The organism is Chitinophagales bacterium, from assembly GCA_013816805.1.
In the GTDB taxonomy this organism is placed as follows: domain Bacteria; phylum Bacteroidota; class Bacteroidia; order Chitinophagales; family UBA10324; genus MGR-bin340.
Window position 1 is genome coordinate 128654 of record JACDDS010000008.1, and the last position, 21631, is coordinate 150284.

Below are 21631 nucleotides of genomic sequence, written 5' to 3' on the forward strand. Positions count from 1 at the left end.
TAAGACTATAACCGGATGAAGTAAAATGGTTGCTGCAAAATTTGAAATAAATTAAACCTATATATTCTTTCTGTTTAGCAACTTTCCAATGGCTACAAATAAAAGAGATACAACCAGAAAGAAAAAGGCAATACCAACAGCATTTATAAGCGCTTTATGAATCCCAAGTTCTTTAACATTGATAAAGGGATAAGGATAAAATTCTGAAAAATTTCCCCGGATCATTATGAATACAGTATAAACAAGCGGATAAATCAACCATAAAAACACATCCCTCCAATCAAGCTGGTTTTTTGATACAAAAAATAACCAATACACAAAAAAAAGAAGTGGAATTACAGAGTGGAGTAATTCATCTATCACCTTTTGCAATCCTTCCGGATTCCACAGAACCCGTAATATTAAATTGTAGATGATTCCAACAATAACAATATAAACAGTAACGGCAGTCAGTGTTTTTTGATTAGAAATAAAACGGATCCACCGGGAATTTGATTTAAGCAGCAGCACAGTGCAGCATGCTGCAACAATAAAGTTTGTGTCAAGCGTAAAATAACTAAAGTACCTGATTATTATTTCTGGAACTGATGCTACGTTGCTGGTAATGTTGAGGTAGAACTGGACAGTCAGTGAAAACCATCCCAGGATTGCCAATATGGTTAGACAAATTTCACTAATAACTACCATTACTTTTCCATTCTCCATAAGATTACAAAGTTTATGCATACAGTGTAAGACTGATATGCGACATGTTCAGGCGTTTGCAATTCTATCGACCTGTTACTGGCTTCCCGTCAGTTTCTTTTAGTGCTTTTTATTATAGGAATGTCACGGATGCACTAGTTACCATTCCATTGGTCATAAAAAATTTACAAAATCATCTGCTGACAATCATTTTTTGCGAGTAGACATATTCACCACAAATAATCTTTAAAAAATAAACTCCATCACTTAATGTTGAAACAGGAATTCTAAATGAACCTTCTTTGCCCTGGTATAGCTGCCCAAAAACCATTTTTCCTAATTGATTAAATAATTCTATCCTCAAATAATTCGATGCTGAATGGGGAACTGAAATGTTAATCACAGCGCTGGCAGGATTTGGATAAACTTCAATTACGCTCACTTTATCCAAAGAATAGCCCGAAGAAAGTGTACTGAACGCCTCCAGCTCACTATAGCGGGATAAAGAAGGTGCAGTAGGATCACACAAAGATTTCACCTGCCATTGATACTCAGTATCCGGCTGAAGGTTGTTAATTTTTTTCCAGGTATTATTTCCTTTGGTAATAACATTGGTCCAGTTAGGAGTGCCTTCCACCCGATAATGAATCCTATATTTTACAGCACCATTGGAAACGCCCCAGGTCAGGTGCGCAGAAATGGAAGTAACATCCGTTGTTTTTAAGTTTGTAGCGGTAGGGATAGCACAAGGATTCCATAAATAACGATGCGCTCTATATGAGACATTGTATTTACCGGGCGTCAATTCAGCCTCCCAAACAATATTTTTATTGGCATCTACCTCCGTATACTCCGGATCTCCGCTGTTAAAAACAATCCATCCCCAATTGATAAAAGTATTTCCGTTAGCCAGGCGCTGGACGCTTCCCATTGCGAATCCATAAACAGGTTTACCGTTCACATAAGAATGCCGGTAGCTCCACGCAAGAGTTGCCTTTTTATTTATTTCATCGAGCCGGTATTCCTTTGCGTAGGAAATCTGAGAGCCCCAATTGTTATTGTCGAAAAGGGTGATGTGCCCATTAGCAATCCGGCGGGCATCGTGCTGATAATTGAATTGCTCAGGATCGTTGGTGAATGTAAATTCATTCATCAAGCCTCCAAGCCGCCAGATAAACTTACCTGTGTTCACATCGATCTTGGTTATCTGATCAAGATGCTTGTGTGAAACAATTATATTTCCATCGTTATCCTCTTCAATTGAATTTGTGTGTACCGCATCGATATATCCGTAATCAAGATGCTCATGCAATGCTTCCAACACGCTGATGTGATCTTTGCTATTCCATTCAAAAATAAGATGATCGCCTGCATCAAATTCCTGAATCACCGTATAAACCACGGTAACATTTGATTGCCAGTCGGGATTATATACCGACATGTCTACACTTTCAGGATCCAGCCCGATTAAATAATAGTGCCCATTCGGGAAAAGCTGGAGCTCATGGTTATCGGTGAGGTAACCATTCACCGCAGCAAAAGTTTTAAGCAGGTTGAAAGAGGAGTCGTACAGTTCGAATTGGCCCACATTACCGTTAAAAAGAGTGAGATAATTATTATGGTTAAGCTTAAAATCATCCACGAACCTTCCCTTTTTTTTAGAATACACTGAGTCACCATTGTTGTTAATAATGTGATAGCTGGCGTGACCAAGGCCAAATCCATTAAAATAATCCATGAAAATATCTCCATCTGCGGGATTATTATTTACAATAACCTTAACAACTTTTGGTGCGCTTCTATCAGTGCTCGCCTCTGCATTTTGAGGAACAATAACTCCTTCGGTTTGCATTTTTTGCAGAAAGGATTTTATACCTGATTTCTCTTCAGCAGTAAATTCACGCTGAATAGAGAATTTCAATTGAAGCGGAGCAACTCTTTTACCATCTTCACGCACAATGCTACCGTTAGTGTTTACTATAACATTTTCACTATATACAAATGGGGTAATGGGCTTCAGGTTAATTGTTTTATGATCATTTGAAAGCGTGATAACACAATCATGGTTGCCACTTATGGAGCCGGTTATAGTAATAAGATTTTTTGTAATAAGAGATGCAGGATTTAACCGATGCTCCTCTCTTAAGATGATGTTCCGATCGGGATGCTGATTAGAAGAACCAGGTAATGGCGCAACAAATTGGAATTGAGCGGAAACTTTCAGGCTAATCATGAAAAAAAATATCAGTGTTAAAAAATTCATAATAAAAAATTCTTAAGCGATCTATATAAACATCTTATGGAAAAGTAAATGGTAATTCTGTGTCCGGGCCGAGTCACTCCGTTAAGCCATGTGTGGAGCGAAGACTCGGCATTGTTTTATAATCATTGGCATAAAGATAATGTGAAAGGTTATTGTGTCTCTTTCGTTAAATTCATAAAAAAGAGCCGATGAGAACCAACCACCATTTCTGAAAAACCAGGTTACTGTGTCCTTGGTTGGTGTACTCGCCGATCATTTCAAATGCAACGTCGGCTTTGTGTAATAGCTCCTGATAAATATTATTTATATATTTGTAAATTCTATTTCGCTTTTGTACATTAGGTAGGCAGAAATAAAACGGAATACCGCTTCTCTACAAAGCCGTGCAACGTTGTGCGTCAACTTGTTGAGCGAAACCTGGATAGCACGCACAGTTTTTATTCAACCAAATAAAGAGCTTCAACATGAAAAAACCATCCTGCTTTCTTTTAGTATGCATTTTTTCTCTACTCGTTTCCTGCAAAAAGACCTCTTTAGAAGATATAAATCTAATGAAAGTAAAAGAATTTAAAACTAATATTCCCTTGCCTGGAGTAAAAATCAGTTTATATACGTGTTCGAACTTCGATTTAGAGTTTGGGTGCCAATCAACTTCACTATTTGCAACACATACAACCGATAGTAAGGGTGAATATACATTTACTCAAAAAGAATTAAACCAGGCAACTCAAGCAATAACTTTATCAAAAGCACAGTACTGGAATGGATATGGAGGCACGGGAGAAAGACAAATGGAACCGGAAGCATGGGTGAGAATTGCTCTTACAGCAAGTAAAGCGTATCCAGAGACGAGCATTTTTGAAATACAAACAATTGGAGAATTAGGTGTTGGAGGTTCTCAATCATTTAAGGCACCGATAGATTCAATTATAAATTTCAGGCTAATTGGTAATGAAATGAATAACGTTACTTGGGTGTTATATACAAAAGATCCAAAGTGCTATTACTATTGTATGCGAGACACACTGGCTTTTGGAAATTTATCTTTCCGTCCTCAAAAATTTGAAGCATTGACTTCTTCTCTAAATTATTAATTTGAAGATGGAAATCTTATGGAGAAATAACTAGTGACTGATTATAGACATAGCTTGTGTCTCCCGGAACAGGAAGCTATTGAACCGAGATAATTGTCGCTTGTCGTGCTGTAAGACGCCAGCCGTCACCATCCTTCATCCAGATATCTGTGTATCTTCTTGTAACAGTTTTTCCGGCATTCTCCATTCCTGCTTTAGGCTTAACTATATCGTGACCCATCACAATTGCAATATTTTGTACAAAGGAAATTTTTTCAATGAGTTGTCCTTCTTTCACAGCACGCTATTCCTCGCCACTTTCATTTTCCGCGGGTAATCCGTATTGAAGTTCAGTCCGCGGCTTTCGTGGCGCTGCATAGAAGAGCGGATTATCAGATAGCTGATGTTTATTAGGTTGCGCAACTCACACAATTCAGGTGAGACTACCGTACGCTGGTAGAGCTCTTCAGTTTCTCTGTAGATAAGTTCAAGCCGCTCGAATGCCCTTCTTAGCCGCAGGTTCGACCGTACGATACCAACATAGTTGCTCATCACGTCCTGCACCTCCTGCCGGGTAAACGTGATCAGTACCATCTCCTCAGGGTTATAAGTTTCCTCTGCATTCCATTCAGGAATGTTTTCCTGAAAAGATAATTTGCTAAACCTTTTAACTGCATCTAAGTATGCACGGTGTGAAAATACCATTGCCTCAAGCAGCGAATTGGAAGCAAGCCGGTTCGCGCCATGCAGACCGGTACAGGCACACTCTCCGCATGCATATAAATTTTTAATAGAAGTTTTGCCGTGTTCATCGGTGCGTATTCCGCCACACAGGTAATGCGCTGCAGGAACTACCGGTATCATATCCTTCATAATATCGATCCCGATCGAATGGCACTTTTCGTAGATATTGGGGAAATGCTCTATGAATTTTTTCTTATCGAGGTGGCGGCAATCAAGGTACACATATTCATCACCGCTCTTCTTCATCTCATTATCTATTGCACGGGCTACGATGTCGCGCGGAGCAAGCGAACCGCGCTTATCATATTTATTCATGAATTCTTTACCAGCTGTGGTTTTCAGCACGGCACCAAAGCCCCGGATGGCCTCTGTAATCAGGTATGAAGGGTGCTCCGTAGGGTGGTATAATGCCGTGGGATGGAACTGATAGAACTCCATGTTCTCCACTTTTCCTTTCGCGCGGTACACCATTGCTATTCCGTCGCCGGTAGCAATAATCGGATTTGTAGTATTACGATATACATGGCCAGCGCCTCCTGTTGCGACCAGGGTAATACGCGAAACTAATGTTTCAATCTGTTGCGTTTGTGTATTCAGCACATAAGCACCAAAGCACTCTATATTTTTAGTCCGGCGGGTTACTTGTATTCCTAAATGGTGCTGAGTAATAAGATCGATTGCAAAGTAATGGGTGTGCAGCTCAATGTTGGGATGCTTTTGGATCTGCCGCAAGAGGATGCGCTCTATTTCATAGCCGGTATTGTCTTTATGGTGCAGCACCCGGTGCTCTGAGTGTCCGCCTTCCCTGCCGAGATCGTATTCGCCTTCCTCATTCTTATCGAAACGCGCACCCCAGTTAATTACTTCTCTTACACGCTGGGGACCCTCACGCACTACAATATTTACAATATTGACATCGCAAAGTCCATCCCCGGCATCCAGTGTATCGGCTATGTGTTTTTTATAAGAATCTTCTTTAAAGTCCCACACTGCAGCTACGCCGCCCTGAGCATATTTGGTGTTTGATTCATCTTCAGAAGCTTTTGTAATGATGCAGACGGTACCATATTCTGCTATTTTTAAGGCATAGGTCAAGCCTGCAATACCGGAGCCTATAATCAGGAAATCGTATTTTTTCATAATGAATTAGAATGGACGAAGCTCAATAAAGTTTGCAGCAAGCGCCTGGTCTTTTAAATTCATATAGATTTAAATAGAAATGGTATGAATGCATTAAACCATTACAGCATAAAGGTACATGGTAAGGTGCAGGGTGTCTTTTTTCGCGCCAGTGCGCGTTCTCAGGCGGAGGAGTTAGGTATAAAAGGTACTGTAAAAAATGAGCAGGATGGAAGTGTGTTTATAGAGGCAGAAGGTGATTCGGAATCGCTTCGTATCTTTTTAGAATGGTGTCATAAAGGCCCCGACCGTGCAAGAGTGGATAAAGTAGAAGCTGAAGAAGGTCCGCTGCAAAATTTTTCAGAGTTTAAAGTAACCAGGAGCTAACACCTGGTTAGCATATAACAATACTTATCAGCGTTATCTCCTGATCACATTTCGGTTCCAATTAAAAATATAGAAGGCTTGTTCTTTAGATCAGGGATTTTATTTTTCCATTCCTTGATGGTTTGCGTAAAGATTTTTTCGGAAGGAAGTGTAATATCTGATGCCAGGCAAAGCAATATAGTTTCCATGCAGGTCTCTAAAACATCCTGAAGCAATGCATTATTTCTATAGGGAGTTTCCATGAATATCTGCGTCTGTTTCTTCTTTACAGATTCTTCTTCCAGCTTTTTTAATTTTTGTTTTCTTTCGAAAGTCGGTATAGGGAGGTATCCGTGAAAAGAAAAATGCTGTCCGTTTAAGCCACTTGCCATAAGTGCTAAAAAAATAGAAGATGGACCAATGCAAGGCACCACTTTTGTTCGGTTTTTATGTGCCCATCTTACTGCTGCAGCACCAGGATCAGCTATACCCGGACAGCCCGCTTCAGAGATAACACCAATATCTTTTCCGCTTTTTAAATGGTTTATCATATTTTCCCCTGCAAAAAATTTATTATCACTTTCCATGAGGACTAACGTTACCTGGTCAAAATTCTTTTTATACCCAATACTTCGCAGGAAACGCCTGGCACTGCGCTGATTCTCCACTATAAAAAACTCAATGGTGGCCACCATCTCTTTAAGTTCTTCAGATAGCATAACCGCACCATTTTCACCTAAGGCGGAGGGAATTAAAAGAACAGATCCGCTTCCTGCTTTTTCGTGTGACAAAGTGTTTTAGAATTTTAGTTATAAGACCTAAAGAATTTTTTTTAAGATACAATTGATTTCAAATTTGCAGTGAAACAAATCTTAGTTCACCACTTTTTATATCCTGTCAAAATTATTTTATTAATGCCCCGCCTTCAACAATCATTTTATACCAGGCCCGATGTTTTACAAATTTCGCGGGAGCTCCCCGGCAAATTTTTGGTAACGAATATGGATGGTATTAAAACAAGCGGCATGATAACGGAGGTGGAAGCGTACGCAGGAATTATTGATAAGGCATCGCACGCTTATAATGGAAGAAGGACAAAAAGAACGGAGGTAATGTTCGGGGCAGGCGGCACTGCATATGTCTATTTATGTTATGGCATTCATCAGCTTTTTAATATAGTAACCAACGAATCGGATACTCCCCATGCAATTTTGATCAGGAGTATAGAACCGGCAGAAGGAGTAGATGAGATGCTGCTTCGAAGAAATAAGCTGAAGATAGATTATACCCTTACTAAGGGTCCTGGTTCTGTGAGCAAAGCCCTGGGAATAAAGACGCAACATTCCGGCATAAGCCTGTCTGGCAATACCATTTGGCTGGAAGACAGGAAGGTAAAATTTTCTTCCAGGGAAATCATTGCCACCACAAGAGTAGGAGTAGACTATGCCGGCGACGCTGCTCACTGGCTCTATCGTTTTTTTGTTAAAGGCAATCCATGGGTCTCCAGAATCCCTAAATGAGCTAAGCAGTTTTGCTGATATTCATTTAAAATGTAGGACATGGGATAGGCTGCCCCTTATCTGATCGCAATATTCCGGTATACACCAAAGCCAATTCGAAGCCGCCATTACTTTTTGCAACGGCTTTAAGATCATTGGATAAATTAACATCGTAGCTTAATCCAAACTGCAGACCATTCATCATAAAACCGACAGTAGGCACTACATTATACTTTACTCTGGTAAAGGCACCCACATAAAACAGCGTTCCAACAGCGCTTGGAGTGCCTGCGAACTTATAACCAATATTTGCCCCTGCAACAACCTCCTGATTTTTGTTTTGCATCTGAAACTGCCCAAAAGGAAACAGGTAAATTTTGCTGTTCAGGCCAAAGGTAGCACTGGCATGGGCAAGGTAGCGGATTGGTAAACGATCATTGCTCACTGTGCTTTGTAAAAATCTTTCCGTGGGTTGTGTAAGATGAAAAACCGAGATTCCGGCCTGGAAACGGGTTTGCTTACTTATTACGCTGGTATATGCTGCACCCGCAGAGAAGTCAGGATATAGGATAGATACATTATCAAAATGTTCGGCTGAAATACCTGTAAAACCTCCATTGCCATCATACTGATCGAGGAATTTTAATGCAGCCTGGTCGATACTTTTCTGAACAATGCCACCTTGCAAACCTATTGAGATATGATTGTAACCTCTCTGATCAAGTGAAAGATGATAAGCTGCAGAAAACATAGCAGTAAGGTTTGAGAGATTCGCATCGCCAGAACGGTCGTTAAGCAGCATTAATCCTACACCGAGATAATTATTATTATACCCATTATTCATGAGCTTATAATCCCCGGAGATAGAAGGTGTAGAGTAAACGAAGGGTGAAGTTACACTGCCCCATTGATTTTTGTAAATCGTTCCTAACCGGTAGCTTCCATCGAAAGCTCCTGTTAACGCGGGATTTTCCGTAAGAGGAGAATAATAGAATTGGGAAAAATGCGGATCCTGAGCTTCAACAATTTCAGTAATAAGAAGGAATGAAATTAAAAAGAGCTTAAAATATTTCATGTAGCTATTGATTGCTTCAAAATGCTGCTATAAATTAAAATTACTCTTTTTGAAAGAATTATAGACTTAAAAGCAAACGGTTCTAAGCGAGGTGTGAAATACTAATGCTGTATTTTTTTTCCGTAAGAAAGGTCACCTGCATCCCCCAGACCAGGCACTATGTAAGAGTTTGCATTCAATTCCTGATCGATGGCGCAGGCCCAGATAGTGACATCGGAGATGTTTTTATTAACCCAATCAATACCCTGTTGTGCGGCAATTACGCAAGCAAGATGGGTGTGTGCAGGCTTCCCTGATTTATAGATTTCGTTCAGGGTTTTTACCATAGACTTACCAGTGGCAAGCATAGGATCTGCCAGAATAAAAATACGGTTAGAAAGCGAAGGACAAGAAAGATATTCCAGTGAAATTTCAAACGTACCGTCAGCCGAATGCTTCCTATATGCGGAAACAAATGCATTATCTGCCTGGTCAAAAATATGAAGCATTCCGTGGTGAAGAATTACACCTGCTCTTAATATAGCCCCTATAACCGGCTGGTCTTGTAAGACTGAAATTTCTGATATCCCCAGGGGGCTGCCTACCTGAATGCTTTTATATGGCAGTGATTTGCTGATTTCATACGCAAGAATTTCTCCGCAGCGCTCCATATTTTTCCTGAAGCGCATTCTATCCTGCTGAATAGCAGCGTCGCGTATTTCCGATACAAATTGATTGACAATGGAATTTGTGGCACTCAGATTTATTACTTCCATCTTTTTGATTAATGCCGAAAAGATAGATGTTTGCAATAACATCTATTGAAGTAAACCGCGTTATAAGTACCGGAACGATAACTAATGCGACCAATTATGATTCTGAAAATTTGGGCAGCTCTACAGGGATATTCGTTTTAGAAATGCTTACCCAGCCTCCGTAGATATTCTTAAGATTTTGATACCCTTTTCTTTTTAATAAAGAAGACGCTACCATAGATCGAAAACCTCCCTGGCAATGAATATATAAGTGGGCATCCTTATCCGGAATTCTATTTATATCGCGATCCAGGTTTTGTAATACTACATTAATTGCGCCTTCTACATGTCCGGACTCATATTCGCTTTCTTTTCGTACATCCACAATTTTGATATTATCGAATTCATAATCCAGCTTTAGTTCTTCAGCATCAATCGAAATTACCATATCATAAAGCTTACCTGAATTTCTCCACGCCTCAAAACCGCCTTCCAGATATCCTGTCACATTTTCATAGCCCACACGCGCCATCCGGATTACGGCTTCCTGTTCTTTACCAGGTGCAGTAACCAGTAAGATCTGATCATCTATATTCAATATAGTACCGACCCATTCAGCAAAGCGACCGTTTAATCCTATAAACACAGAGCCGGGTACAAAGCCTTTTTCAAAGTCTTCTTCATTACGGGTATCCAGAACGATGGTTCCTTTTTTTATTTCTAATTCAAATTCATCTACGGGAACGGCACGCAGGCTTTTATGCATAACTTCATCAAGGGGCTTGTAGCCTTCTTTATTGATGCTTGCATTTTGAGCAAAATAGCTGGGCGGGGTAGAAAGACCGGAAGTAATATTTTTTATGAAATCATTTTTGGGTACTTCCTGAAGTGCATAATTTGTCTTCTTCTGGATACCCATTGTGCTCCAGGTTTCTTTCCCTAAACTTTTACCGCATGCAGAACCAGGACCATGAGCGGGATATACGATTACTTCATCAGGCAACTGTTTTAGTTTCTGAAGAGAATCATACATCCTGTCAGCCATATCTTCTTTCGAAATGGCGGCACCAAATAAATCCGGTCTGCCTACATCACCCACAAATAGAGTATCTCCTGTAAAAAGGCAATACTGCTTTCCATGCTCATCATACAATAAATAGCAAGTGGATTCAGGTGTATGGCCCGGGGTATGCAAAACTTCCAATTGCAGGTTACCTATTTTAAAACGCTCTTTCTCTCCCGCGATATAGACTGGGTAATTAGTAGTTGTTTCAGGACCGTAAACTATTTGAGCTCCTGTCTTGCTGGCTAAATCGATATGACCAGAAACAAAGTCTGCATGAAAGTGCGTTTCGAATATGTATTTAATCTTCACACCCTTCTCTTCAGCAAGAGCAATATACTGATGGTAATCCCGTAACGGATCTACTACTGCTGCTTCTCCTTCCGAAAAAATAAAGTAAGCTGCCTCGGAGAGGCAGCTGGTATAGAGCTGTTCTACGGCCATAATAAGTATTGTAGTTTAAGAAAACAAAACTATTACTTTTTGCGTTCGAACTTCTGAGCAATATCCGTAAGCTGCTGAATATTGGGATAATTAAGCGAATAAAAAATCTTCTTCCCCTCCCTTCTTGTCTTTACCAATTCTGCGGAACGCAAAATTTTAAGGTGCTGTGAAGTAATTGACTGTTCAAGCTTTAATGAACGATAAATTTTATTCACGTTTATTTCACCAAATTTTTCAATAAAACCAATAATTTCAAGACGGAGCGGATGAGCAAGAGCTTTAATCTTACTTAAGCCTATTTTAACCTGTGCATAATCTAAAACAAGAGTTTCTGCCATGGAATTTTTTATTAAGATCACATAATAACAATTAAATCTATTAAATAGTTGCTGCATAAAAATAAGAAGGAGCTTAAACATCTTAAGCTCCTTCTTATTTAAGGCAAATGTTATGAAACTTTAACCCGCCAGCTCTTCAACAAGATCTGATAATTCTGAAATGCGATCCTCATTGAGTGCATAATAGATGAATTTACCATCTCTCTCAGTTTTTACAACCTCAGCTTTGCGCAATATTGCCAAATGCTGAGATGCAACTGATTGCTCCAGCCGCAACTTCACATACATCTCTGTAACCGTCATTCTGCCGCTATCTTCCAATAGCTTAATCATTGACTGGCGGAGTTTATGATTTACAGCACGCAATACACCTGCAGCCTTCTTTAGGGCATCGTAGTCAATGCGTACCATTACTTTTGAATTTCCATTTTTTGATACGAGTTTAGGCTCGGATGCTGAAACTTTAGGCATGATGAATGGAATTTAGGTTGAAAGAATGAGACTTCGCATAAACAAAATCAATGCCGATAAACCATAATGTCTTAAAACCTTTATATGTTTAACTATTGATTAAGACTGCTAATTATGTATGCAGGTTTCAAATAATAAGGTTCAAATGATAGTAAATCTGAAAATCTTTTATGGTGGTACCAGGTTTCCGTCAAAGTGCACATCCAGCTTGCTGATGGTAGTGTTGTTTTTCTGAATATTATATTTTCGTGCTTCCACATTGGGCTGTATTTCGAAACATTTTTGCCCGTTATCAAAACCTTATGATTCTTTATATACGAATTAAGAAACTGATCAGTAATAACAATAGCATCGGGAGGGCGAATCATTACTCCGTCACTATTGTACAATCCATAATAAATTTCTGACTTTCTTGCCTCAATCACAGGACAGTATAAAGAAACAGAAGGGCATTCCCTGATAGCATTAGCTGCTAAAGAATGTAAAGAATTAATAGCTATCAGCGGCTTTTCAAGTGCATAGCAAAGGCCTTTTGCCGTTGCTGTACCTATTCTTAAGCCCGTATAAGAGCCTGGTCCTGCACTTATAGCCACTGCATCCAAGGATGATAATAACACCCCGGAATCATGGAATAACCTTTCTATCATTACCGAAAGACCGGAAGCATGATTCTGCTTATCCTCTTCATAAATGCGCTGAACAGTTCCGTCTTTTGCAAGAGCTACTGAACAGACTTCTGTTGAAGTCTCGATATTTAAAATAAGGGCCACCGGCAAACACTATTTGTAATACTGATCATACAAATCAACGGAACTCAAAAATAGATCAGATCATTGGGCCATTGCCATATCTTGGTTTCTATAATCTGTAAAATTGAAAGGGCTGCTGAGAAGAAAGGCAGCCCTATTTCGAATATTATTTAAGGGCGGTAAGGGTTTTATTATATTCATCCTGGTTAATAAGTACTTCCATCGCTTTCTTCACATCCACATCATCTTTCAAAGAAGCTTCGAGTCGTCCGTTCTGATAATAATATCTTGAAGCAATTTCTTCTTCAAGCAATCCTTTAACCTGGTCTTTAAATTTTATCAAATCCTTTTGCTTATCATGCATCAGAGTGGCCTGCAAAGCATTAAAATCCTGCTTCACTTCATCATTCCAATATGCTTCTTTTTGCGCCGCATCCTGAAGGTCTTTCAATTTATCTTCACTCTTTGTTTTATAGTCATAATCTTTATTGCCAAGCCATACAATAAAATCACTGTATTCAGGGTCCGTTAAATGGAAATCCTTTGCTGCGGCTATGGTTTCATGCTTTAAACGGTAGTCGGTAGCGTAATCAAACATCAGATTTTTGTCCAGCAAGCTCAAGGTAATAGGTGCAAGCTTTTCAGGTTCCGTTTTTATATCAGGATCTACACCACCTCCATCAAATACTTTCCTGCCTGTTTTAGTTTTGAATGAAGCTTTAAGAGAGTCCGCAATTTTACCTACACTTCCATCATCATTGCGGTGGGCATAATCGATGGCCTGTATGCACCGTCCACTAGGGGTGTAATAATGAGCTGTTGTCACCTTTAACTCTGTGCCATAACTCAATTCGCGCGTTGTTTGAACCAAACCTTTACCAAAAGTTCTTTGCCCTACAATAACGCCTCTGTCATAGTCCTGCACACAGCCGGTAACAATTTCTGATGCTGAAGCGGAACCGCTGTTGGTTAATATTGCTAACGGGACTTTGGAATCAATAGACGAATTCAGGGCATAAAAAACTTTATCCCACTCTTTTACCTTACCGCGGGTGCTTACAATCTGCTGTCCTTTTTCAATAAAAAGATTTGAAATGTTGACTGCTTCGTTCAGTAAGCCTCCCGGATTTCCGCGCAGATCGAAAACCAGTCCCGCTAACTGATTTTTACTTTCCAGATCTTTCAAAGCATCTGCTACTTCGCGGCTGCAATTTTCCGTAAACTGTGTAAGACGAATATATCCTATACCGTTATCAAGCATACCATGGTAAGGAACACTGCTCACCTTAATTTCCTGACGGGTTACTATTTTGGATGAAGAATTCTTTTCGCCGGGATGTTGTATAATCAGCTTAACATCCGTTCCGGGTTGTCCCTTTAATATTTTACTGATATCATCTACACTTTTTCCTTTTGTAGAATTGCCATCTACTTCAAGTATCACGTCGCCTGAATGGAGTCCGGCTTTATCTGCTGCGAAATTCTGATACGGCTCTGCAACAACCACAAAATCCCCTGATTTACGAATCAGGGCGCCAATACCACCATACTTACCCGTAGTTTGAAAACGATATCCCTCCATGTCTGATTCGCTGATATAATTGGTATAGGGATCAAGTGACTCAAGCATGGCATCAATACCCGTGCGCATGAGTTTGTTTGGATCCACATCATCAACATAGTAGGTATTTACTTCTTTATAGAGTGTGGCGAAAATGTCAAGGTTCTTGGAAATCTCGAAATAATTGTCGGTAACAGAAGCAATAGGAATGAAGGCCAGCAGCACCAGCCCTGAAATAACCAGTGGCCTCTTGAATTTTTTAAGCATTTGTCCGGATTATTTTTGTTAAAAACGAAATTAAATCAAAATTATTTACACCCGTTTTGATTAGTCGAATCGTGAATAAGGTTGGTCGAAAGAAGAGCAAATTAATCTTCACTTATATTGTTAGATTAAGGTAATGGATCATTTCCATATCTTCCCCAGGGATGGCAGCGCGAAATTCTTTTAAATGCGATCCATATTCCCTTAAAGGGTCCGTACTTTTTAATTGCCTCTAAAGCATATTCGGAGCACGTAGGTGTATAACGGCATGCTGGCATAATCCAAGGGGAAACAATTTTTTGATACAGTAAGATTCCAGTGATAAGGATACTACTCAGGATTTTTTTCAGGAATGCCATAGAGACTGGAAATTCGTTCTATAATTTTTAATACTGAATCCTGGATCAATGCGAAAGGTTCCATCTTTCTGCTAACATAAATATAACCGATCAGCAACTGCTGATTATTTTTTTTTAGTGAAGAATATAGCAATTGCTTATTTATCCGGTAAGCCTCCCGGACACGCCGCTTAATGCTGTTTCGGTCTACAGCCCGTTTAAAATTTTTTTTTGAAACAGATATTAAAACCTGAACGGAAAACTGAGCGTTTTCACTTTTTTTAAGATAATTTATTTTGAACGGATAAAAATAAAACGACGAACTATCCGAAAACAGTTCGTCGATCAATTTTTTGCTATGGAGTCGTTCTTTTTTTGAAAGAGTGCGCCTGATATTAAAGGGTGCATCTTCTTTCTTTGAAAGTGCTTCTTCCCCCCCAATAATGCTATTTAAGCGTTTTTTCGTCAGACACTGTGAGTTTTTTTCGCCCCTGTTTCCTTCGGCTGGCAAGTACCGCACGTCCATCTTTTGATTTCATCCGTTCACGAAAGCCATGTTTATTTTTCCTTTTTCGGTTTGACGGCTGATAAGTTCTTTTCATAACCTGGTTTATTTATCGTAGTTCTTAGGTTTAAGCTTATACTTTCATCGGGTACAAAAATAACTTTTATCCATTCATTGAAATCAGAAACTCTTCGTTAGACTTGGTGCCTTTCATGTGATCAAGAAGGAACTTCATTGATTCTTCAGCCGTCATGTCAGCGAGATGGTTTCTAAGTATCCACATTCGCTGCAGCATCTCCCTATCCAGCAACAGGTCTTCACGGCGGGTTCCGGAAGCAGTAGCATCCACCGAAGGGAAGATACGCTTATTTGAAAGCTTGCGGTCTAATTGCAATTCCATATTACCTGTGCCTTTAAATTCCTCAAAGATTACCTCGTCCATTTTTGAACCGGTATCTATCAGGGCGGTTGCCAGGATAGTAAGCGACCCGCCATTTTCTATGTTTCTGGCGGCACCAAAGAATTGTTTGGGCTTATGCAAAGCGTTTGCTTCAACACCACCGCTTAAAACCTTACCGGAAGCCGGCGACACCGTATTATGGGCGCGTGCCAGCCTGGTAATAGAATCCAGTAATATTACTACGTCATTTCCGCATTCTACCATACGCTTTGCTTTTTCAAGCACGATGGACGCTACCTTTACATGCTTCTCAGCGGGTTCATCAAATGTAGATGCCACAACCTCTGCCCGCACACTTCGCTCCATATCAGTAACCTCTTCGGGCCTTTCATCAACAAGCAATACAATCAGGTATACTTCCGGATGATTTTTAGCGATTGCATTGGCTACAGCCTTCAGCAACATGGTTTTGCCTGTCTTAGGCTGCGCTACAATCAATCCCCGCTGGCCTTTTCCTATTGGTGTAAATAAATCAACTACACGTGTAGAGTAGTCATTTGGCTCATTAAATAAGTTTAGCTTCTCATCAGGAAACAGTGGCGTAAGATAATCGAACGGCACACGGTCACGGATTTCTTCAGGTCTTTTGCCATTGATCGATTCTACTTTCAGTAAGGCAAAATATTTTTCTCCCTCTTTGGGGGGCCGCACGGTACCTGTTACAGTATCACCTGTCTTGATACCAAATAATTTTATCTGGGAAGGTGAAACATAGATATCATCAGGAGAAGAAAGATAATTATAATCTGAGGAGCGCAAAAATCCATACCCATCACTCATGATTTCAAGAACCCCTTCCCCCGGAATCATGCCATCAAAATCAACGTTAAACGTGGGAACTTCCTTTCGGAAAGGCAACCTCTGGAATTGCCCATTTTTTTCATACCGCATTCCATCATCAACCTTATCATTCATCACTACTGGAGATTCCTCTATTATGGGTGCTGCCTCCATCTCAACAGGTTCTGGAATAGTAGCTGTAATCACCTCCGTTTCTTTAGCGGGCGGCTCATCTACATTAGTAACTGCTTTACGCCTTCGTATTTTTGGCTTGGCATCGTCCTGGGATTCTTTGACAGACTCAGGTATAATAGCCTGTTGATCGAGGATTTTGTAAATGAGATCCTGTTTAGCAAGCTTTTGAGAATTCTCAATTTTAAGATGGTCAGCAATATCTCTGAGTTCGGGAACGAGCATATCGTTCAATTGCAAAATGTCGTACATAAATAGTTTAAAGGGTGATATTAGTTTTTCAAATGCATTGGTTTTGCATTGGAGCAAACAGGGAGGTCCTGTATGCCTGAATTAATTATAAATATGATTTGAAATTATAAATCGAAATTTCCTGGATGGATTAAAACGAAGAGTACAGGGCAAAGGTATGTAAAGAATTATAAACTACAAATTGCCATTAAAAAACATTTAGCCACGTATAAAAATAGCCGGCTGTTTTTTATTGTTTCATTAAATTTTTGCGATCAGAAGCGTAGTTTACCTTTGCAAAAATTTAATCATGCTTACCCTTCAATATTTGCGGAGCAACCAGGATAATGCAGTAAACCAACTCGCAAAAAAACAATTTGATGCAAATGAAATAGTAGGAAAAATTCTTTCACTCGATAAGGAGCGGCGCAGGATGCAAACAGATCTGGATAAAATATTATCGAACCTTAATCAGCTGTCAAAAGAAATAGGACACCTTTTTTCCCTGAAAAAAAAAGAAGAGGCGGAAAGAAAAAGGGAAGAAACTTTTAAATTGAAAGAGGATGCAAAAAAATTGGAAGATCAATTACGTGATACAGAGAAACAGCAGTTTGAGCTATTGATTCTGCTCCCTAACGTTCCCAGTGAAAAAGTGCCGGAAGGCAGAAGAGCAGAAGATAATGAGGTGGTACGAACCGGAGGCTTCATACCCGAATTGCCACAATCCGCCAAGCCGCATTGGGAAATAGCATCAGAGTATGATATAATAAATTTTGAACTAGGAAATAAAATTACCGGATCCGGATTTCCTCTCTATAAAGGGAAAGGTGCGAAGCTGCAGCGTGCCCTTATTTCCTTTTTTCTTGAAAATGCAATTGATGCAGGGTATACTGAATATCAGCCCCCTCTGCTGGTTAATGAGGAAACGGGGTTTGGAACAGGACAGCTTCCTGACAAGGAGGGACAGATGTATTTCGTAAATGCCGATGGCTTTTATTTAATTCCAACCGCTGAAGTTCCCGTAACTAATATTTACCGTGATGTATTGCTTAAGGAAGAACAGCTGCCATTGAAGATGACCGCTTATTCACAATGTTTTCGGCGTGAAGCCGGTTCATACGGAAAGGATGTTCGGGGATTAAATCGGCTGCATCAGTTTGACAAGGTGGAAATAGTGCGCATTGAACATCCCGACCGTTCTTATGAAATGCTGGAAGAAATGGTGCGCCATGTAGAGCACCTGCTTTTACAGTTAGAGCTACCTTATCGCATATTAAAATTATGTGGTGGAGATATGAGTTTTGCATCTGCGCTAACCTACGATTTTGAAGTTTTTTGCGCAGCTCAAAAACGCTGGCTTGAGGTAAGCAGTGTTTCTAATTTTGAAACTTTTCAATCAAACCGCATGAAGCTTCGTTTTAAAACAAAAGAGGGAAAAACAGAATTTCCTCATACCCTGAATGGCAGTGCACTTGCGCTTCCAAGAATTGTAGCCTCATTATTAGAAAATAATCAAAGCGCTGAAGGAATTAAAATTCCGGCAGCATTGGTACCGTATACTGGTTGGGAAATGATTTAAGACTGATTTAAAAAAATTTATTCCCTTCCGAGCATCTTTAATATTTTTTTTCCTCTCGAAGTAAAGGCTGGCTTTGCAAATTCCATCTGATCTTCAATCAGCATACGCAGCTCATTTCTGATACCCGGTTCATCTCTTGCAATATTTGAAAGTACGCTCATTGAAAATACTTTTATTGCAACCGGCTCCATGGAAGAAACCAAAAAATCGAAACAAATAGTTGTTGCCAGTCCATGTAATTTTTTTTTAATTTCAATATTCTGTAAAACCCTAATTACATTTCTTTTAACAGAATTGTGAACAGGTTGCTTACAGTATTCCAGCATCCGTTTTATAAAAGGTAAAATGAGCTCAGGATGTTTTTTACCCACATGAGATACAAGCCAGGCACATCGCTGAACTACCCGGTACTGATCATTGAAAAATAATTTCATCAATTCCGCAAAGCGATCTTTATCGCCATTAATCCAGGATGCAATTTTTATCACCTGCTTTTTAGAATGCTCTTTTATTTCCTTTCTAAGATTCATAGCATAAGAATCCTAAGTAGAAGCTTTGTGATTTTATTATTATTCACAGTCCATGCTGTGCCGAAATTTCAAGCATACGATCGATTGATTTCTTTGCCTGTATTCGTATCTCTTCAGGAACTGTAATTTCAGGAATTTCATACTCCATACACACGAATAATTTTTCAAGTGTGTTGCGTTTCATGTAAGGGCAATCGTTACAGGCGCAGCCATTATCAGGAGGAGCGGGGATAAAGACCTTTTCAGGAGATGATTTTTGCATCTGGTGAAGAATTCCAGTTTCAGTCGCTACTATAAATTCAGTAGCTGAATTATTTATAGTGTATTTAAGAAGACCAGTGGTGGATGCAATATAATCGGCAAGTTCTAATACCTGGGTTTCACATTCAGGATGTGCAATTACCTTTGCCTGTGGATGCCGGTTTTTCAGCTTTAATATCTTTTCCCTTGAAAATACTTCATGAACAATACATGCACCTTCCCATAGCAGCATATCCCGGCCGGTTTTCCGGATAAGATAACTCCCTAAATTCTTATCAGGAGCGAAAATGATTTTTTTCTCTGGAGGGATGGATTCAATTATTTTTTGGGCGTTGGATGAAGTGCAAATGACATCACTAAGTGCTTTAATTTCAGCCGAACAGTTTATATAGGTTATTACCACATGATCAGGAAATTTAGCTTTAAACCTTGAAAACAATTCCGCAGGACAGGCATCCGCTAAGGAGCATCCTGCCTTTAGATCAGGTATTAAAACCTTTTTTTGGGGTGAAAGGATTTTCGCCGTTTCAGCCATAAAGTGGACTCCAGCAAATACAATGATATCGGCCTGCGTTTTTGCTGCCTGCTGTGATAACCCAAGGCTATCTCCCATATAATCCGCAATTTCCTGGATGTCCGGCTCCTGGTAATAATGCGCTAGTATAATAGCATTTTTTTCTTTCTTGAGGCGTTTAATTTCTTCAAATAAATCTATTTCCGGGTCCACCTCAATATCTAAAAAACCGGTTTCATTTAATTTCTCAGTTGCTTCAGCTACTTGTTCACTCATTTAAATATTACTTTTAAAATAGAAAGTTATTATTACAATCTATTAGTGGTGTTAATTCGTTTGCAACTTTACTTTCTTTTACTTGCTTTCCTGCTTATCAATGGTTCATCCACATTTAAAAATACGTAATCCACAACGATTCATCCTGCAAATCAACAAGGTTGATACTTGTTAACACAATGTGCCGCATGTTGCTCAGTTAATAAAATTCTAAATAATTACTCACTTTTTAAAAATGGGCTCGTTGACAAATGGTACTTTTTTTAAAGAGTTATACACCTAAGGGGTAAGTTATAAGACGATATTTGTAAATAGAAAGTTTGGAACATTCTGCTAACGGTTTAAACACATATCCGGGGAAAATAATGTTAGTAAGAACACTTTGATAATAAACTCGTTACAGATTAATGGCAGTTTATTCATTCTGGCATGAAATGGTATTTTTGAATAAGAATAGTACCTATGATTACACCGGTGTGGAATGATTTTACCAACCTGATCAGCAAACTTACATTACGTAAAGCATGGAATATTATTAAAGTTTTCTGGTCGTATCACTATTCTAAATATGCAGGAACAGCAACTCTTAAAGGATTGCCTTTTAGTGTTTCCATAGAGCCTACAACGTCCTGTAATCTTCGGTGTCCCGAATGCCCCAGTGGGTTAAGAGCCTTTACACGTAATACAGGAATGCTCGATGAAATTTTTTTTAAGGAGATCATTCAGGAGATACACCGTGATTTATTGTACCTCAGTTTTTATTTTCAGGGTGAACCCTACCTCAATTCAAAGCTTTTGGATATGATTGAGTTTGCTTCAGACCATAATATTTACACTTCCACCTCTACCAATGGTCATTTTTTAAATCAAGAAAATGCTAAAAAAACCGTGGAATCAGGGTTGGACCGTCTTATTATTTCCATTGATGGCACTACACAGGAGGTTTATGAACAGTACAGGGTTGGCGGTAAATTATCTAAAGTTGTAGCGGGGGTAAAAAGTATTGTGAAGTGGAAAGAAAAACTGAAATCCAAAACCCCACATATTATTATACAGTTTTTAGTTGTAAAACCCAATGAACACCAGATTTCTGAAGTTATTGATTTACAAAAAGAATCAGGAGCTGATGATCTGTGGTTTAAAACAGCACAGGTCTATGAATATGAAAATGGGAACAGCTTGATTCCCACCATAGAAAAATATTCGCGTTATAAAATAAACCCGGATGGTACTTACCGGATTAAAAACACCCTGATTAACCATTGCTGGAAGATGTGGCACTCCTGTGTAATTACCTGGGATGGAAATGTGGTTCCCTGCTGTTTTGATAAGGATGCAAAGCACCAGTTAGGGAATCTTAAACAAAGGCCATTAAGCCAAATCTGGAAAAGCGAGGCATATACTGCCTTCAGAAATGCTGTGCTAACTTCAAGAAATGAAATAGATATCTGTAAAAATTGCTCAGAAGGTATGTCTGTGATACGTAATTAAATCAGCCGTTATGTATATTCAAAATCA

The 21631-nt window shown here is 39.3% G+C and carries 23 protein-coding genes; 5 read left to right on the forward strand and 18 right to left on the reverse strand.

Annotation, left to right across the window (positions count from 1 at the left end; all coding sequences use genetic code 11):
• Positions 1–57: 57 nt before the first annotated feature.
• Both H0W62_08555 and H0W62_08560 read right to left on the reverse strand, forming a co-directional pair.
• Positions 58–705 (reverse strand): Pr6Pr family membrane protein, encoded by a 648-nt coding sequence (locus H0W62_08555; GenBank protein ID MBA3648587.1) that lies wholly within the window; start codon positions 703–705, stop codon positions 58–60.
• A 172-nt stretch (positions 706–877) separates the two neighbouring features.
• Positions 878–2917, reverse strand: a complete 2040-nt coding sequence (locus H0W62_08560) for an aryl-sulfate sulfotransferase (protein ID MBA3648588.1) — start codon at positions 2915–2917, stop codon at positions 878–880.
• Between the two features lie 494 nt (positions 2918–3411).
• Between H0W62_08560 and H0W62_08565 the strand changes: the two genes are divergently transcribed.
• Positions 3412–4041, forward strand: a complete 630-nt coding sequence (locus H0W62_08565) for a hypothetical protein (protein MBA3648589.1) — start codon at positions 3412–3414, stop codon at positions 4039–4041.
• A 76-nt stretch (positions 4042–4117) separates the two neighbouring features.
• On the opposite strand, the gene H0W62_08570 is transcribed toward H0W62_08565, so the two are convergent.
• Positions 4118–4318: a nuclear transport factor 2 family protein gene (locus H0W62_08570; GenBank protein ID MBA3648590.1), complete on the reverse strand. Its 201-nt coding sequence runs from the start codon at positions 4316–4318 to the stop codon at positions 4118–4120.
• Entirely contained in the window at positions 4315–5904 is a 1590-nt protein-coding gene (gene nadB / locus H0W62_08575) for an L-aspartate oxidase (protein MBA3648591.1), read from the reverse strand. Before nadB ends, H0W62_08570 begins: the two co-directional genes overlap by 4 nt.
• An 84-nt stretch (positions 5905–5988) precedes the next feature.
• On the opposite strand from nadB, the gene H0W62_08580 reads away from it, so the two are divergent.
• The gene (locus tag H0W62_08580; protein MBA3648592.1) at positions 5989–6270 is read left to right on the forward strand and encodes an acylphosphatase; all 282 of its coding nucleotides are present in this window, start codon (positions 5989–5991) and stop codon (positions 6268–6270) included.
• Positions 6271–6314: 44 nt separating this feature from the next.
• Here the strand turns inward: H0W62_08580 and H0W62_08585 are convergent, their stop codons facing one another.
• Entirely contained in the window at positions 6315–6968 is a 654-nt protein-coding gene (locus tag H0W62_08585; protein MBA3648593.1) for an SAM-dependent methyltransferase, read from the reverse strand.
• 195 nt (positions 6969–7163) lie between these two features.
• Between H0W62_08585 and H0W62_08590 the strand changes: the two genes are divergently transcribed.
• Complete coding sequence (locus H0W62_08590; GenBank protein ID MBA3648594.1) at positions 7164–7769, forward strand: DNA-3-methyladenine glycosylase; 606 nt, start codon at positions 7164–7166, stop codon at positions 7767–7769.
• Positions 7770–7794: 25 nt separating this feature from the next.
• On the opposite strand, the gene H0W62_08595 is transcribed toward H0W62_08590, so the two are convergent.
• The 11 genes from H0W62_08595 to rho all read right to left on the reverse strand — a co-directional run bounded on the left by H0W62_08595 (position 7795) and on the right by rho (position 16974).
• Positions 7795–8823, reverse strand: a complete 1029-nt coding sequence (locus H0W62_08595; protein ID MBA3648595.1) for a PorP/SprF family type IX secretion system membrane protein — start codon at positions 8821–8823, stop codon at positions 7795–7797.
• Between the two features lie 101 nt (positions 8824–8924).
• Positions 8925–9578, reverse strand: a complete 654-nt coding sequence (gene upp, locus H0W62_08600) for a uracil phosphoribosyltransferase (GenBank protein ID MBA3648596.1) — start codon at positions 9576–9578, stop codon at positions 8925–8927.
• A 94-nt stretch (positions 9579–9672) separates the two neighbouring features.
• Positions 9673–11064 (reverse strand): MBL fold metallo-hydrolase, encoded by a 1392-nt coding sequence (locus H0W62_08605; GenBank protein MBA3648597.1) that lies wholly within the window; start codon positions 11062–11064, stop codon positions 9673–9675.
• A 32-nt stretch (positions 11065–11096) separates the two neighbouring features.
• Positions 11097–11402 carry a helix-turn-helix transcriptional regulator gene (locus tag H0W62_08610; protein ID MBA3648598.1) on the reverse strand — a complete coding sequence of 102 codons (306 nt, stop codon included), beginning with the start codon at positions 11400–11402 and terminating at the stop codon, positions 11097–11099.
• Positions 11403–11522: 120 nt separating this feature from the next.
• Entirely contained in the window at positions 11523–11873 is a 351-nt protein-coding gene (locus tag H0W62_08615; GenBank protein ID MBA3648599.1) for a helix-turn-helix transcriptional regulator, read from the reverse strand.
• Between the two features lie 92 nt (positions 11874–11965).
• Positions 11966–12643 carry a tRNA (adenosine(37)-N6)-threonylcarbamoyltransferase complex dimerization subunit type 1 TsaB gene (gene tsaB, locus H0W62_08620; GenBank protein MBA3648600.1) on the reverse strand — a complete coding sequence of 226 codons (678 nt, stop codon included), beginning with the start codon at positions 12641–12643 and terminating at the stop codon, positions 11966–11968.
• 145 nt (positions 12644–12788) lie between these two features.
• Positions 12789–14450, reverse strand: coding sequence for a S41 family peptidase (locus H0W62_08625; protein ID MBA3648601.1), 1662 nt, complete (start codon positions 14448–14450; stop codon positions 12789–12791).
• Positions 14451–14575: 125 nt separating this feature from the next.
• Positions 14576–14797, reverse strand: coding sequence for a membrane protein insertion efficiency factor YidD (gene yidD / locus H0W62_08630; protein ID MBA3648602.1), 222 nt, complete (start codon positions 14795–14797; stop codon positions 14576–14578).
• Positions 14778–15179, reverse strand: coding sequence for a ribonuclease P protein component (rnpA, locus tag H0W62_08635; protein ID MBA3648603.1), 402 nt, complete (start codon positions 15177–15179; stop codon positions 14778–14780). Before rnpA ends, yidD begins: the two co-directional genes overlap by 20 nt.
• A gap of 52 nt (positions 15180–15231) precedes the next feature.
• Positions 15232–15387, reverse strand: coding sequence for a 50S ribosomal protein L34 (gene rpmH, locus H0W62_08640; protein MBA3648604.1), 156 nt, complete (start codon positions 15385–15387; stop codon positions 15232–15234).
• A gap of 66 nt (positions 15388–15453) precedes the next feature.
• Positions 15454–16974, reverse strand: a complete 1521-nt coding sequence (gene rho, locus H0W62_08645; protein ID MBA3648605.1) for a transcription termination factor Rho — start codon at positions 16972–16974, stop codon at positions 15454–15456.
• Positions 16975–17263: 289 nt separating this feature from the next.
• Between rho and serS the strand changes: the two genes are divergently transcribed.
• On the forward strand, positions 17264–18532 hold the full coding sequence (gene serS / locus H0W62_08650) for a serine--tRNA ligase (GenBank protein ID MBA3648606.1): 1269 nt from the start codon (positions 17264–17266) through the stop codon (positions 18530–18532).
• Positions 18533–18549: 17 nt separating this feature from the next.
• Here serS and H0W62_08655 read toward each other — a convergent pair whose 3' ends face one another.
• Complete coding sequence (locus tag H0W62_08655; protein ID MBA3648607.1) at positions 18550–19062, reverse strand: hypothetical protein; 513 nt, start codon at positions 19060–19062, stop codon at positions 18550–18552.
• 43 nt (positions 19063–19105) lie between these two features.
• Positions 19106–20113, reverse strand: a complete 1008-nt coding sequence (nadA, locus tag H0W62_08660; protein MBA3648608.1) for a quinolinate synthase NadA — start codon at positions 20111–20113, stop codon at positions 19106–19108.
• Between the two features lie 462 nt (positions 20114–20575).
• Here nadA and H0W62_08665 point away from each other — a divergent pair, with 462 nt between their 5' ends.
• Complete coding sequence (locus H0W62_08665; protein ID MBA3648609.1) at positions 20576–21604, forward strand: SPASM domain-containing protein; 1029 nt, start codon at positions 20576–20578, stop codon at positions 21602–21604.
• The last annotated feature ends 27 nt before the right edge of the window (positions 21605–21631 follow it).